Genomic DNA, 13980 nt, shown 5'->3' on the forward strand with positions numbered 1-13980 from the left:
ACAAATCAAAAAAAGGCCGTCTGAAATCATCTTTCAGACGGCCTTAATTTCAGGTTTTACCCCCGATTCGAGCCTTTAACCATATCCATCAAAAACAATCGGCAATCCAAGTTACCATTAAACAGCGGAATTTTACGCTTCGGAGAAAGGCGCATAAATTTCGGCATATCGCGATCGCCGGTAAACATTCCAACCAGCCAGCCTGCGTAGTGTTGTTTCAACCATGTGCCCAGTTGCGGATAAAGCGCCTGCAAAGCCTGAACCTCCGCAAGGCGCACGCCATAAGGCGGATTGGAAATCATAATGCCGTGTTCGCCGTTCGGTCGCGCAGCCTGCGCATCTTGCACGTCAAAGCGGATGAAATTATCCACTTCGGCGGCTTGGGCATTGGCCAATGCGGCACGAATCATATAACGGTCGTTGTCGCTGCCGGAAATTGGCGCGGCGGCCGGTTTGATTTGTTTTTCAGCCTCACGGCGCAGGGCTTGCCATTTTTCTTTGTCGAAGTTTTGCAGTTTTTCAAAACCGAAACGACGCATCAAGCCCGGCGCACGGTGTGTCGCAATCCATGCTGCCTCAATGGCAATCGTGCCACTGCCGCAAAACGGGTCTTGGAAAGGCTGCGTACCGTCATAGCCTGCCAAAAGCAGCAAACCTGCCGCCAAGTTCTCTCTCAATGGCGCTTCGCCGGTATCCTGACGATAGCCGCGTTTGAAGAGTGCTTCGCCGGAAGTATCGATAAAGATTTCCACGTTGCGCTCATCGATAAAGGCATGAATGCGGATATCGGGGTTGATTTTACCCACGCTCGGACGCGCATCATAAATATCGCGGAATGCATCGCAGACGGCATCTTTGATTTTCAAACCGACAAAATCCAAGCTTTTCACATTGGCGCGCTTGCCTTCGACTTTGACTTTAAAGGTCTGCTCCAGCTTAAACCAACCCGTCCAATGCAGATTTCGTGCGAGTTTGTAGATATCGTGTTCGTTGCGATAACCGCCTTTAGTCAAACGCAGTAAAACACGGCTGGCAACGCGCGAATGCAGGTTGATGCAATACACCTGCTCCATCGTGCCTTTACATGCCACACCGCCGTCAACAGCACGTATATCCTGACATGCCATGCTTTCGAGTTCTTGCGTCAAAGGCGCTTCCAAACCGCGAGGACAAGTGATAAAAAGTGAATAAACCGTCATATAAAACCTTTCCGGGTAGGGCTATCCGAACCACTCGGATAACAAATAAAAACAATATTATAGCCGAAAACCAAAAGGCCGTCTGAAACTTCAGACGGCCTTTGAATAAAGCTTGCTTAGTGCTCCAAACTATCGGTTTCCACCTTAACCGCTTTATCGGTTTTATCCTCCGGCAAAACCAAGTTCAACAATACTGCCATAATACCGCCTGCGGAAATTGAGTTTTGGAACAATACCGGCAGGTTTTTGAACACTTCCGGCTCAAATGCCACGCCCAAACCCAAACCGACAGAAGTCGCCGCGATAACTGCTTCACGACGGCGAATACCGTGGCTGACCAAAATCCGCACGCCGGCAATCGCAATCAGGCCAAACATCAACACCATCGCGCCACCCAAAACAGGACTCGGAATCGTAGTAAACGCGCGGCCGATGACGGGGAACAAACCCAACAATACCAAAATCGCCGCAATATATTTGCCCACATGACGCGAAGCCACGCCGGTCATTTGAATCACGCCGTTATTTTGCGCAAACGTGGTTAAAGGCAAAGAGCCCAACGCAGTCGCAATTACAGAAACCAAACCATCTGCCAATACGCCACCGCGCAGACGTTTGGTGTATTCCTCACCCTCAATCGGCTGCTCGGAGACCATCGCAGTCGCCGTCAAATCGCCCACTGCTTCAAATACGCTCAACAGGAAAATCGCACCGGCAACGATAAACGCGTGCCAATCAAATGCGAAACCATATTTAAACGGAACAGGCAGGGTAATCAGCGGCAGGTTTTGCAGGGCGGAAAAATCTACTTTGCCCAAAAACAGCGCAACAATATAACCGACAATCAAACCCACCGCGATGCCGCTCATACGCAGCAATGGGTTTTTCAAGCAGTTGAAAACCAATACAATCAGCAACACCAGCGATGCCAGACCTAAGTTTTCCATCGAACCGAACGTACCGTCTGCTTTCGCACCGAAGCCGCCGCCAAAGTCAGTAATGCCGACATGCACCAAGCTCAAGCCGATCAACATGACGACCACGCCGCTTACAGTCGGCGTAATCACTTTTTTCAGATAAGGCAAAAGCCAAGCGGAGAAGCACACCAAAAACGCGCCAACAAAGGACACGCCCAAGAGCGTTGAAATCATCACATCTTTAGTCAAGCCGCCCTCTTTCATACCGGTACCGAGCGCAATCATCACGGTAACAAAAGAGAAGTTGACCGACTGAATCGACAACATACCCGAACCGACCGGCCCGAAACGGTTAACCTGCAAATAAGTGCCGACACCTGAAGCCACCATCGCCATCGACACCAAATAAGCCGTCATTTCAACCGGCAGCTCCAACGCCCCGCCGACAATCAATGCCGGAGTAATCATCGGGACAAAAATCGCCAGAAGGTGCGTAACCGCACTCAACAACGCATTCCCAAACGGCGGCTTGTCTTCCAAACCATAAACCAAATCAAGCGATTCCGCCTGTTTTTCAGTCATTCCGGCCATGTTGAACCTTCTCTCAAGAATCGTTAAAAAATATTAAGATGCGTATTTTAACCAATTTGAAATGTATCAGCAAATTCAAAACCATCAGGCCGTCTGAAAGTTCCGCCCAGCCGTTTTCAGACGGCCTCAAACCGCCTTAACACATTTTAATTCTTGACATCATTTTTCTACCTAAAAACAAACAAACCAATGATTTAAAAATGTATTATTCATTAAGATAATGACAAGTCACCATTAAACAGCAAAGCCTCATAGCGGATATGTTTCACACAAACAACAAAGTAAGCTACAATCCACTGCATAATTCACCCACACCATAAAATTAAAGGTTTCCGTATGTTAAAAGGCAGTCTGGTTGCCCTGATTACTCCGATGAATCAAGACGGCAGCATCAACTACGAACAACTTCACGACTTAATCGACTGGCACATTGAAAACGGCACCGACGGTATCGTCGCAGTCGGCACCACCGGCGAGTCAGCCACCCTGCCTGTCGAAGAACATTTGGCCGTTATTGAAGCCACTGTCAAACACGTCAACAAGCGCGTTCCCGTTATCGCCGGTACAGGCGCCAACAATACTGTCGAAGCCATCGCCCTTTCCAAAGCCGCCGAGCAAGCCGGTGCGGACTACACCTTATCTGTTGTTCCCTACTACAACAAACCTTCGCAAGAAGGCATTTACCAACATTTCAAAGCCATCGCCGAAGCCACTTCGATTCCGATGGTTATCTATAATGTTCCCGGCCGTACCGTCGTCAGCATGAGCAACGACACTATTTTGCGTTTGGCCGAGATTCCGAATATCGTCGGCGTGAAAGAAGCCAGCGGCAATATCGGTAACAACATCGAATTGATCAACAGCGTTCCTGAAGGTTTTGCAGTATTCTCCGGCGATGACCCTACCGGCCTGCCTTTCATGCTGTGTGGCGGTCATGGCGTGGTAACCGTTGCAGCCAACGTTGCACCGAAACTCTTTGCCGATATGTGCCGAGCCGCCCTTGAGGGCGATATTGCGACCGCCCGTCGTCTAAACGAGCAACTTATCCCAATTTATAACACCATGTTCTGCGAGCCCAGCCCGGCCGCGCCCAAATGGGGCCTGAGCTTATTGGGCAAATGCGAACCCCATGTTCGCCTGCCTTTGGTAGCACTGACCGAAGCCGGTCAAGCCAAAGTCCGAGCCGCTCTGGAAAAATCAGGACAAATCTGATCCGGAAATAAGGCCGTCTGAATCCCAAACACCCTTTTTCAGACGGCCTCCCTGTTAAGAACTCCATCCACAGGAAAACAAGATGACCTATATTAAACCCATCGTAGTAGCCCTCGCCCTGATTAGCATGACTGCCTGTTCCGGCAGCAAAAAAGAACAACCCAAACTCGACTATCAAAGTCAATCTCACCGCCTAGTCAAACTGGAAGTACCACCTGATTTGAACAACCCAGACCAAGGCAACCTCTATCAATTACCGGCAGGCAGCGGCGCCGTCCGCGCCAGCGATTTCAACAAACGCCGCACCCAAGCCGTACAGCAGCCTGCAAATGCAGAAGTCTTGAAATCCGTTAAAGGCGTACGCCTTGAGCGTGACGGCAACCAACGCTGGTTGGTTGTCGAAGGCAAATCGCCTCGCGAAATTTGGCCTTTGCTGAAAGTGTTCTGGCAAGAAAACGGTTTCGACATCAAATCTGAAGAACCGGCCATCGGCCAAATGGAAACCGAGTGGGCTGAAAACCGAGCCAAAATCCCTCAAGACAGCCTGCGCCGTCTGCTGGATAAAGTCGGCTTGGGCGGCATCTACTCTACCAGCGAACGCGACAAGTTCATCATCCGCATCGAACAAGGTAAAAACGGTTCGACCGACATCTTCTTCGCCCACAAAGGCATGAAAGAAGTTTATGCCGACCGTAAAAAAGACACTACGATGTGGCAGCCAAGCGAGAGCGACCCTAACCTCGAAGCCGCATTCCTCGCCCGCTTTATGCAATATTTGGGCGTTGACGGTCAGCAAGCCGAACAAGCTCTGACCCAAAGCGTTGCCGCCCGCAGCAATGCTTCTGAATTGGCGCGTGTGGACAATGGCACTCTGTTGCTGGCAGGCGATTACGGCCGCAACTGGCGCCGTACCGCCCTTGCGCTTGACCGCATCGGCCTGACTGTTATCGGTCAAAATGCCGAACGCCGCGCCTTCTTGGTTCAACAAGCGCCAACCGAAGGCGAAGCAGTTGCCAATAAAAAACCGGGCCTGTTCAAACGCGTATTTGGCAAAGGCAAAGCAGAAGCGCCAAAAACGTACCCTGAAATCATCGTGTATGTTGAGCCTATCAACAATGGCGCACGCCTCCATCTGTTGAACAAAGACGGCAGCCCATACAAAGGCAGCGATGCCTCCACATTGTTGAGCCGCCTGCACACAGAATTGCGTTAATCAGTTATTCAAATTAAGGCCGTCTGAAATATTCAGACGGCCTTTTTAACGAATCCGGCATGGTTTCAAATTCCCAATCTGACGTTATAATCAGAACATTTTTCCCCCTTACCCAAGCTGCCATGACCCGACAAAAAGCCTATCTGCTCCTGACCGCCCTGTTTACCCTGATGTTTATCGTACTGATTCTGTTGGGCGCTTATCTTCTAAGCATTCACAGCAAACAATTTGCCGTTGCCACCTTTCTGTTTGCCTTTGCCGCCGTTTTTGCCCAAATCGGCAGCCTTGCCCTTTACATCCGCCACAAAGCACGCGCACAAATTGCTCGTATGCAGCAAACCGAAAACCATTAAGGAAAAACCATGTTTGAAAAAATCGTCCTTGCCAGTGGCAACGCAGGCAAACTCAAAGAATTTTCCCGCCTCTTTGCCGACTTAAACATCGAAGTCCTGCCGCAATCGCAGTTCAATACGCCCGAATGTCCCGAACCGTACCATACCTTTGTTGAAAATGCCCTGGCTAAAGCACGTCATGCCGCCAAATACAGCGGCTTACCGGCACTTGCCGACGACTCCGGCATCTGCACCAACGCCTTAAACGGCGCACCCGGCATTTTCTCCGCACGTTATGCAGGCGAAAACCCTAAATCCGATGCCGCAAACAACGCCAAACTCTCTGCCGATCTTGCCGATAAAGACGATAAAAGCTGCTACTACGTCTGCGTACTCGTCCTCGTCCGCCACGAAAACGACCCGCAACCCATTATCGCCGAAGGCATCTGGCGCGGACAATGGCAGGCAGAAGCAGCCGGCACAAACGGCTTCGGCTACGACCCGCATTTCTATCTGGCCGAACACGGTTGCACCGCTGCCGAGCTTGATCCTGAAATCAAAAATGCCGAAAGCCACCGCGCCCAAGCTTTGCGTGAATTGTTAAGAAAAATCGAATCCTTATAAATCAATAACAGGCCGTCTGAAACCTTCAGACGGCCTACCTCACATTCATTCCCATGCCCAAACCCTCGCCTGAAGAATTGGCAGCCTTTGCAAAACACGTCGCTGCCTTCATCCCAACCACACCTGACGAACTTCTGCAACTCATTGATAGTCAAGAAACTGCTATCGTCTTTTTAGGCAAACCAAGCTGTTCATACTGTCGCCGTTTTGTTGCAAAACTATTTACCGTTTCCTTAAACAAGCAGCTTACTATCCGCTTTACAGACAGCAGCAACAAAGCAGCTTTAAAGACTTTTCGTGAACAACACGGCATCAAAACTGTTCCCGCATTACTCAACATCTCACAAGGCAAAATAAAATTTGTCTGCAATTCCAAATTATCAGAAGAAGAAATTGAAGCTTTTTTGAGCGCTTAGACTGCGCAAATTTCCTACTGATTACTTTCCCGGCCGACATTTCAGTTAAAATAACGGCCTAAAAATTTCAGATGGCCTTGAGCCTCAACACATACCATGACCCAAATCACTTTCCAACGCCCCGGCCAGCTAACCGCCCTGCCTCCTTTATCACTCTATATCCATATTCCTTGGTGCATCAAAAAATGTCCATATTGCGACTTCAATTCCCACAGCCTGAAAAACGGCCTGCCGGAAGAAGCCTATATCGATGCCCTATTAACCGACTTGCAGCTTGAGTTACCCAATATTTGGGGCAGACCGATAGAAACGATATTCTTCGGCGGCGGCACACCCAGCCTGTTTCAAGCGGAATCAATTGACCGTTTGTTAAGTGGCGTGCGTTCGCTGTTGCGCTTGCAACCCGAAGCGGAAATTACTTTAGAAGCGAACCCCGGCACATTTGAAATTGAGAAGTTTCAAGGATTTAAAGACGCAGGTATTACGCGCCTGTCTATCGGCGTACAAAGTTTTAACGACGATATGCTTGCTCGATTGGGACGCGTTCACAACGGCAAAGAAGCACTGACAGCCATTGATACTGCATTGAAATTATTTGATAAAGTCAATATTGATTTGATGTATGCCCTGCCAAACCAAACGGTTCAGACGGCCCTAAACGATGTGCAAACCGCTATTGCAACAGGCGTATCGCATATCAGCGCATATCATCTGACAATGGAACCGAACACGCCTTTCGGTCATACGCCGCCAAAAGGATTACCGCAAGATGAAGCGGCGTTGGATATTGAAGATGCTGTACACGGTGCATTAGAAAGCGCAGGCTTTATCCACTACGAAACATCGGCTTTTGCAAAACCTGGTATGCAGTGCCGCCATAATTTGAACTACTGGCAGTTTGGCGATTACTTAGGCATAGGTGCAGGCGCACACGGCAAAATTTCCTATCCCGACCGTATCGAGCGAACTGTCCGCCGTCGCCATCCCAACGACTATCTTGCCGCTATGCAGGGCAATCCGCATGAAGCAGTTGAGCACAAAACCGTTGCTTCCGAAGACCTTCCATTCGAGTTCATGATGAACGCCCTGCGCCTGACCGATGGCGTACCTGCTGCAATGTTGCAGGAACGTACCGGCGTCCCCACTGCAAAAATCATGGCTCAAATCGAAACCGCCAGACAAAAAGGCCTGCTTGAATCAGATCCGACCGTGTTCCGCCCGACCGAGCAAGGCCGTTTGTTCTTAAACGACTTGTTACAGTGTTTTTTATAAGTGCTTTTTTACAACAGTTAAAACATTTTTAGATTTGCTTAATTTACGACAAGAAAATACAATCTGAATAATTGTTGGGAACGACCAACCCCGGCGATTATCCACTACTCCTAATCCTACATTAAGGACAAAACAATGAAAAAAGTTCTGGTAACACTGATTGCTCTTTCCCTGCCTACATTTGCATTGGCTGATGCAACCAAAGGTTTTTATGTTCAAGCTGATGCTGGTTATTCTACTGTTAAGATTAAAGACAACTCTGGTGAAGAGGAATTCTCTGATAAAGCAAAAGGCTTTAGCCCTCGTCTATCTGCTGGTTATGATTTTGGTGACTTCCGTGTTGCAGCAGACTATACACATCATAAATCTATTGAAAGAGGTGAATACGAGGATGACAGTCACTTATATTACAAACTGAAATTTCAAAGTATTGGCGTTTCAGCAATCTATGACTTCAATACTAATACACCTGTTAAGCCCTACGTTGGTGCTCGTTTAGGTATTAATCGCGTTTCATTAAATTCTGATGAAGCCGACCCTGGTTTTCACTATACAGAACATTCACGAAAAACCAAAATGGGTATTGGTGCATTGGCTGGTGTAAGCTACGAAGTAACGCCTAATGTTGCTTTAGATGCTGGCTATCGCTACAACTATTGGGGCAATTTTGAAGAGACCAAAATTCAATCCCACGAAGTATCTGCCGGTGTACGCGTAAAATTCTAATTTTTAAATATTTGGTATAAAGCAACGATCGCTTCATACATCAAGTAACAAAAGGCCGTTTGAAACCTATTTCTCAGGATTTCAGACGGCCTTTAAGTTTTTTAAATATGTCTAACTTTTTGCTGCTTTTATTTTTTCTGCAAACCACAGTGCCGCAGCCGTACCTGCCATATCGGCAATGCCGTCCGCGATCGAACCTTGGCGCGTAGCAGTCAGAAATGCCTGAGCCAGCTCGCTTCCTATGGCAAACAATAAAGCGGCAAACAGAATGCCTTTATAGGGAATAGTCCTATTGTCTTGAATAAATATTTTTGCACACAACCATGCCTGACCGAAGAACAGCCCGAAATGGCCGACTTTATCAAAATGAGGGAATGGTGGAGCGCTATTGCCGCCCTCTTTGAAAAGTAAGGCATAAATGGCGGCGGCAAACCAAATCAAGGCAGCGACAGTAAATTTGTTTAACGGCAAGGCTTTCATTTATCGGCCTCTTCATCCAACCATGTTTGGCAGATATCTGCCAAGCGGACAAATTTCCCACCCCGCGCCTTCAAAATATCACGCCATTGTGCCACTTCTTCTGCATCCGGGGCATCTTCAATACTGCATTCGTAAAGGCAGAAGTCTAATGTTTCGCCAACAATGCCTGGGGCTTCGGTCTGCATAAGACTGGTCAGTTCGTTCATATTTACTGTTTCTTTGATTCGTTTATCACTAGTCAGATCACACTGCCTGTTTTCAGGCCGTCTGAACATGATGTGCAAGGCTGCCCGTTTGGTTTGGTTTGGGTACGCTACTTACTGTGTAAAAAACGTGTTGCTTCTTCCCATTCGCCATTCAACACGGCCGGCAATCCTTGCAGGGATTTGGCGATGGAATCATCAATTTGCTGTCTGTGTTCCGCCGACGGTTTATTCAACACATAACCGACAACCAGATTACGGTCGCCCGGATGATCAATACCCAAGCGCAGGCGGTAGAAATTAGGCGTACCCAAGCGAGCCTGAATGTCTTTGAGGCCGTTGTGTCCGCCGTTGCCGCCGCCAAGTTTGAATTTGATACGGCCGCATGGAATATCCAGCTCGTCATGAACCACCAAGATTTCCTCCGGCTTGATTTTGTAAAACTGAGCCAAAGCGGCTACTGCCTGACCGGAGCGGTTCATAAAGGTCATGGGTTTGAGCAGCCAAACATCACCATCAGGCGTAGTGGCGCGCGCTACTTCGCCGTAAAATTTCTTTTCGTCTTTAAAATTGACTTTCCATTTCCATGCCAGTTCGTCCAACAGCCAAAAGCCGACATTGTGGCGCGTTTGTTCGTATTCTTGGCCTGGATTGCCCAAACCGACAATTAATTTAATTTTCAAGCTCATTACTGTTCTTTCAGTTTGACAGGCCGTCTGAAAAAGTTTCAGACGGCCTTTGATTTATTCTTGCCCAGCGCGTTTACGTCGCGCTTCTTTCGGATCAATCAACAATGGGCGATAAACCTCAATCCGATCGCCATCGCGCAACGCTGTTTCGTCTTTCACAGCCTTGCCGAAAATACCCAAAGGCGCTTGCTGTAAATCCAATTCCGGAAACTCTATCTCCAAACCGCTTTGTCGGGCAGCTTCGCGTACGGTTGTTCCTTCGGCAACGGTCATACCCTTCAACACTTGCCTATCGGCCAGTCCGTAAACAATTTCAATCTCAAGCATAGCGGCGGTCGGCCTCTTTAATAAAAGCATCCACCAGCGTGCCGGCGAGATGGCCGAATACCGGGGAAATCATGGCAGAGAGTACGGCATTGGAGAAATCGTATTCTAATCTGAATTCGACTTTGCACATATCATCGCCCAAGTCGATAAATTTCCAAGTGCCGCGCAGGGTTTTAAACGGCCCTTCGAGCAAATCCATGCGGATTTCCTGCCCCGGGATATTGTGGTTGTGCGTCGCAAATGACTGCTTGACGCGCATATAGTCCATAAACAGGCGCGCTTTTAGCTCATTGCCTTTACGTTCGATGACTTCGGTCTTGCTGTACCACGGCAAAAATTTTGGATAGTCCTCAACTTTGTCCACCAGCTCAAACATTTCCTTAGCGCTATGCAGCACCAATACGTTTTTCTCGACTTTTTTCATGTTGGTTGTAGACCTTGTTTTTGAATATTCGGGGTTCAGACGGCATGATTTAGAAAAATATCTGCCCTACTTTGGGACAAAACTCCCAATTTAAACCGCTTCTCCATTTTGTTTCGCTTCCAGCCATTCCCAGCGTTCCAGCTTTTCCAAAAGCGACATCTCGATTTCTTCAGCCCTGCTTTGCAATGCACCTGCTTTTTCGTAATCTTTGAAAATTTCAGGATCGGAAAGCTGGGTATTGATTTCAGCCTGCTCGGTTTCCAAAGCGGCGATTTCATCAGGCAGGGCATCGAGTTCACGCTGTTCTTTGTAGGAAAGTTTGACCGTGCGGTTGGCTTTAGGTTTGATTTTTTCAGGCTCGGCAGCCGCTTTAGGCGCAGAGGCCGTCTGAATTTTCTCTTCCCGCGATTTTGCGTCGATATAGTCCTGATAGCCGCCGATGTATTCTTTCAGACGGCCTTGTCCTTCGAAAACAATGCTTTGGGTAATCACATTATCCAAGAACATACGGTCATGCGAGACAAGGAATACCGTGCCTTGATAATCGCGCAGTAGGTCTTCAAGCAGCTCTTGGGTATCAATGTCCAAGTCGTTGGTCGGTTCGTCCAAGACCAGGATATTGGCGGGGCGGGTGAAGAGTTTTGCCAGCAGGAGGCGGTTGCGTTCACCGCCGGAAAGCGATGAGACGGGACTTTGTGCGCGAGCTGGATGGAACAGGAAATCTTCCAAATAGCTCATCACATGCTTTTTCTTACCACCGACTTCAACGTAATCGTTGCCCTGTCCGAGCGTGTAAAACACAGTGTCGTTTTCATTCAACGCGCTGCGGAACTGGTCGAAATAAGCAACTTCCTGTTTACTGCCGATACGGATTCTGCCGTAGGTCGGCTGCAATTCGCCCAAAATCAGCTTGAGGAAGGTGGTTTTGCCGATGCCGTTTGGACCGATTAAGCCGATTTTGTCGCCGCGCTGCAAGATGGCGGAGAATTTGTCCATGATGACTTTGTCACCATAGGCAAACGAAGCGTGTTCCAGCTCGGCGATGATTTTGCCGCTTTTTTCGCCGCTGTCGAGCTTAAAGTTAACCTGCCCTTGTACGTTGCGGCGTTCGGCGCGCTGGCGGCGCAGTTCTTCCAAACGGCGCACGCGGCCTTCATTACGGGTACGGCGCGCTTCGATGCCTTTACGTATCCACGCTTCTTCCTGAGCATGAAATTTGTCGAAGAGGCGGTTGTGTTCTGCTTCAACCGCCAACTCTTGCGCTTTTTTCTCGCTGTATTTGGAGAACGAGCCAGGATAGGAGCGCAGAATGCCGCGGTCTAGTTCGACGATGCGCGTGGCGATGTTGTCCAGAAAACGGCGGTCGTGGGTAATCACGACCAAGCTGCCTTCAAACGCTTTAAGCAGATTTTCCAGCCAAATAATTGCGTCAATATCCAAATGGTTGGTCGGCTCGTCCAGCAGCAATACGTCGGGCTTTTGCACCCAAGCCTGCGCCAAAGCGACACGCTTTTTCTGACCGCCGGATAGGTTGCCGATTTTTTCGTTTTCCGGCAAACCGAGTTCCCCCAAAGTCTGCTTGACTGCCGCATCCAGCTTCCAGCCGTCCTTCGCTTCAATTTCGAGTTGTAATTCGTTGAGTTCTTTCAATAAAGCCTCACTCGAACCATTTTCCAACTCATGGCTGACATGATGATAACGGCGCAATAAATTGCGAATTTCTCCCAATCCTTCGGCAACGGTATCAAATACGGTTGCGTCCTTATCAAAAAAGGATTCCTGCGGTACATAAACGATTTTGAGGTTGTTTTGAACAATAATCTGCCCATCGTCGAGCTTTTGCACACCGGCGAGAATTTTTAAAAACGAAGACTTACCCGCACCGTTGCGGCCGATTAAACCGATTTTCTCGCCGCTGTCGAGTTGAAAAGAAGTTTTGTCGAGCAAGGCGACATGGCCGACGGCAAAAGAAGCATTTTCTACGGATAAGATATTCATGGGGAAACTTCAAAAAAGAAAAGAGGGACATTTTAACCGATTATCGGCAGATATTTGCCGACAATCATATGAAATTGAAAGTATCAGGCCGTCTGAAAGCAGTTTTCAGACGGCCTTCATTATTATTCTTGAACCTTCAAACCGAAATGCAGATAGGCTCGTTCGGTTGCTACGCGTCCGCGCGGTGTACGCTGCAAAAAGCCCTGCTGAATCAGATATGGTTCAATCACATCTTCGATGGTATCGGTTGATTCGCCAATCGCAGCAGCCACGTTTTCCAAACCGACAGGACCGCCGCTGAACTTGTGCAGAATCGCCTCAAGGAATTTCCTGTCCATCACATCCAAACCCTGACCGTCCACATCCAGCATACTCAAGGCAGCATCGGCAATTTCCGCATCAATGACGCCGTTGTTTTTCACATCGGCATAATCGCGTACACGTCGCAAAAGGCGGTTGGCAATACGCGGCGTACCGCGGCTGCGCTTGGCCACTTCCATCGCACCCTCGTCGCCCATATCCAACTGCAACAACTGGGCAGAACGAGCAACAATAGTCGCCAAATCTTTATTCTGATAAAACTCTAATCGGGACACGATACCGAAACGGTCGCGCAAAGGATTGGTCAGCATACCGGCACGGGTCGTCGCGCCTACCAATGTAAACGGCGGCAAATCGATTTTGACCGAACGCGCGGCCGGCCCCTCGCCTATCATGATGTCCAACTGATAATCTTCAAGCGCAGGATAAAGGATTTCTTCAACCACAGGGCTTAAGCGGTGGATTTCATCAATAAACAGCACATCATGCGGCTCGAGGTTGGTCAACAAGGCTGCAAGGTCGCCGGCACGTTCCAAAACCGGGCCGCTGGTTTGGCGCAAATTAACGCCTAACTCTTTGGCGATAATGTGTGCCAAAGTAGTTTTGCCCAAACCCGGAGGACCAAACAGCAAAGTGTGGTCAAGCGCTTCGCCACGTTTTTTCGCTGCCTGAATAAAAATAGCCAACTGCTCTTTTGCTTTATCCTGTCCGATATAGTCGTCTAAAGTTTTCGGACGTAAAGCGCGTTCAAGCAATTCTTCCTGAGCGGAAATATTTTGAGCAGTGATAATGCGCTGAGGTTGTGCAGAAGTAAGATTATCGGTTTGTAACATAATGTTTCTAAATTCTAAGACCATTCCCGACCCGTTATTTCAGATGGCCCGAACAATCAGATAAAGCGGTTAAATTATGATTTTGGCCATTATACCCGATAAGGCCGAGCCACTTTCCCCTCAAATCTAAATCACACAAAAATTTTCGTTTTCAGACGGCCAAAGCAACGTATAATAAACGGTTAATTCAAATACCTATCGCA

At 48.5% G+C, this 13980-nt stretch carries 16 protein-coding genes; 7 read left to right on the forward strand and 9 right to left on the reverse strand.

Annotated features, from left to right (window positions below):
- Positions 1-56 precede the first annotated feature (56 nt).
- Together ACTHTG_RS00730 and ACTHTG_RS00735 are read right to left on the reverse strand one after the other, a co-directional pair.
- Positions 57-1199, reverse strand: coding sequence for a THUMP domain-containing class I SAM-dependent RNA methyltransferase (locus ACTHTG_RS00730; RefSeq protein WP_004519767.1), 1143 nt, complete (start codon positions 1197-1199; stop codon positions 57-59).
- 116 nt (positions 1200-1315) lie between these two features.
- Entirely contained in the window at positions 1316-2707 is a 1392-nt protein-coding gene (locus tag ACTHTG_RS00735) for a nucleobase:cation symporter-2 family protein (RefSeq protein ID WP_004519768.1), read from the reverse strand.
- A gap of 336 nt (positions 2708-3043) precedes the next feature.
- Here ACTHTG_RS00735 and dapA point away from each other — a divergent pair, with 336 nt between their 5' ends.
- From dapA to ACTHTG_RS00770, 7 genes are all read left to right on the forward strand, one after another.
- Complete coding sequence (gene dapA / locus ACTHTG_RS00740; RefSeq protein ID WP_004519769.1) at positions 3044-3919, forward strand: 4-hydroxy-tetrahydrodipicolinate synthase; 876 nt, start codon at positions 3044-3046, stop codon at positions 3917-3919.
- A gap of 127 nt (positions 3920-4046) precedes the next feature.
- On the forward strand, positions 4047-5132 hold the full coding sequence (gene bamC, locus ACTHTG_RS00745) for an outer membrane protein assembly factor BamC (RefSeq protein WP_371444233.1): 1086 nt from the start codon (positions 4047-4049) through the stop codon (positions 5130-5132).
- Between the two features lie 122 nt (positions 5133-5254).
- The gene (locus tag ACTHTG_RS00750; RefSeq protein WP_039862168.1) at positions 5255-5485 is read left to right on the forward strand and encodes an NGO_0222 family membrane protein; all 231 of its coding nucleotides are present in this window, start codon (positions 5255-5257) and stop codon (positions 5483-5485) included.
- Positions 5486-5494: 9 nt separating this feature from the next.
- The gene (rdgB, locus tag ACTHTG_RS00755; RefSeq protein WP_004519772.1) at positions 5495-6088 is read left to right on the forward strand and encodes an RdgB/HAM1 family non-canonical purine NTP pyrophosphatase; all 594 of its coding nucleotides are present in this window, start codon (positions 5495-5497) and stop codon (positions 6086-6088) included.
- Positions 6089-6141: 53 nt separating this feature from the next.
- Complete coding sequence (locus ACTHTG_RS00760) at positions 6142-6504, forward strand: hypothetical protein (protein ID WP_004519773.1); 363 nt, start codon at positions 6142-6144, stop codon at positions 6502-6504.
- Between the two features lie 96 nt (positions 6505-6600).
- The gene (gene hemW / locus ACTHTG_RS00765) at positions 6601-7776 is read left to right on the forward strand and encodes a radical SAM family heme chaperone HemW (RefSeq protein ID WP_004519774.1); all 1176 of its coding nucleotides are present in this window, start codon (positions 6601-6603) and stop codon (positions 7774-7776) included.
- A gap of 135 nt (positions 7777-7911) precedes the next feature.
- Complete coding sequence (locus tag ACTHTG_RS00770) at positions 7912-8502, forward strand: opacity family porin (protein ID WP_049336597.1); 591 nt, start codon at positions 7912-7914, stop codon at positions 8500-8502.
- Positions 8503-8613: 111 nt separating this feature from the next.
- Here the strand turns inward: ACTHTG_RS00770 and ACTHTG_RS00775 are convergent, their stop codons facing one another.
- The 7 genes from ACTHTG_RS00775 to ruvB all read right to left on the reverse strand — a co-directional run bounded on the left by ACTHTG_RS00775 (position 8614) and on the right by ruvB (position 13777).
- Positions 8614-8982: a VanZ family protein gene (locus tag ACTHTG_RS00775; protein ID WP_004519776.1), complete on the reverse strand. Its 369-nt coding sequence runs from the start codon at positions 8980-8982 to the stop codon at positions 8614-8616.
- Positions 8979-9188 (reverse strand): hypothetical protein, encoded by a 210-nt coding sequence (locus ACTHTG_RS00780; protein ID WP_039862142.1) that lies wholly within the window; start codon positions 9186-9188, stop codon positions 8979-8981. The genes ACTHTG_RS00775 and ACTHTG_RS00780 overlap by 4 nt, the downstream gene beginning before the upstream one ends.
- 107 nt (positions 9189-9295) lie before the next feature.
- Positions 9296-9874, reverse strand: coding sequence for an aminoacyl-tRNA hydrolase (pth, locus tag ACTHTG_RS00785; RefSeq protein WP_003683307.1), 579 nt, complete (start codon positions 9872-9874; stop codon positions 9296-9298).
- A gap of 54 nt (positions 9875-9928) precedes the next feature.
- Complete coding sequence (locus tag ACTHTG_RS00790; RefSeq protein WP_004519778.1) at positions 9929-10201, reverse strand: RnfH family protein; 273 nt, start codon at positions 10199-10201, stop codon at positions 9929-9931.
- Positions 10194-10625 (reverse strand): type II toxin-antitoxin system RatA family toxin, encoded by a 432-nt coding sequence (locus tag ACTHTG_RS00795; RefSeq protein WP_003683270.1) that lies wholly within the window; start codon positions 10623-10625, stop codon positions 10194-10196. The genes ACTHTG_RS00790 and ACTHTG_RS00795 overlap by 8 nt, the downstream gene beginning before the upstream one ends.
- A gap of 90 nt (positions 10626-10715) precedes the next feature.
- On the reverse strand, positions 10716-12623 hold the full coding sequence (locus ACTHTG_RS00800; protein ID WP_049336595.1) for an ATP-binding cassette domain-containing protein: 1908 nt from the start codon (positions 12621-12623) through the stop codon (positions 10716-10718).
- A gap of 122 nt (positions 12624-12745) precedes the next feature.
- Positions 12746-13777 carry a Holliday junction branch migration DNA helicase RuvB gene (gene ruvB / locus ACTHTG_RS00805; protein ID WP_039862144.1) on the reverse strand — a complete coding sequence of 344 codons (1032 nt, stop codon included), beginning with the start codon at positions 13775-13777 and terminating at the stop codon, positions 12746-12748.
- Positions 13778-13980: the final 203 nt, after the last annotated feature.

This window comes from Neisseria sp. P0017.S009, assembly GCF_051957375.1.
GTDB classification, from domain to species: domain Bacteria; phylum Pseudomonadota; class Gammaproteobacteria; order Burkholderiales; family Neisseriaceae; genus Neisseria; species Neisseria perflava.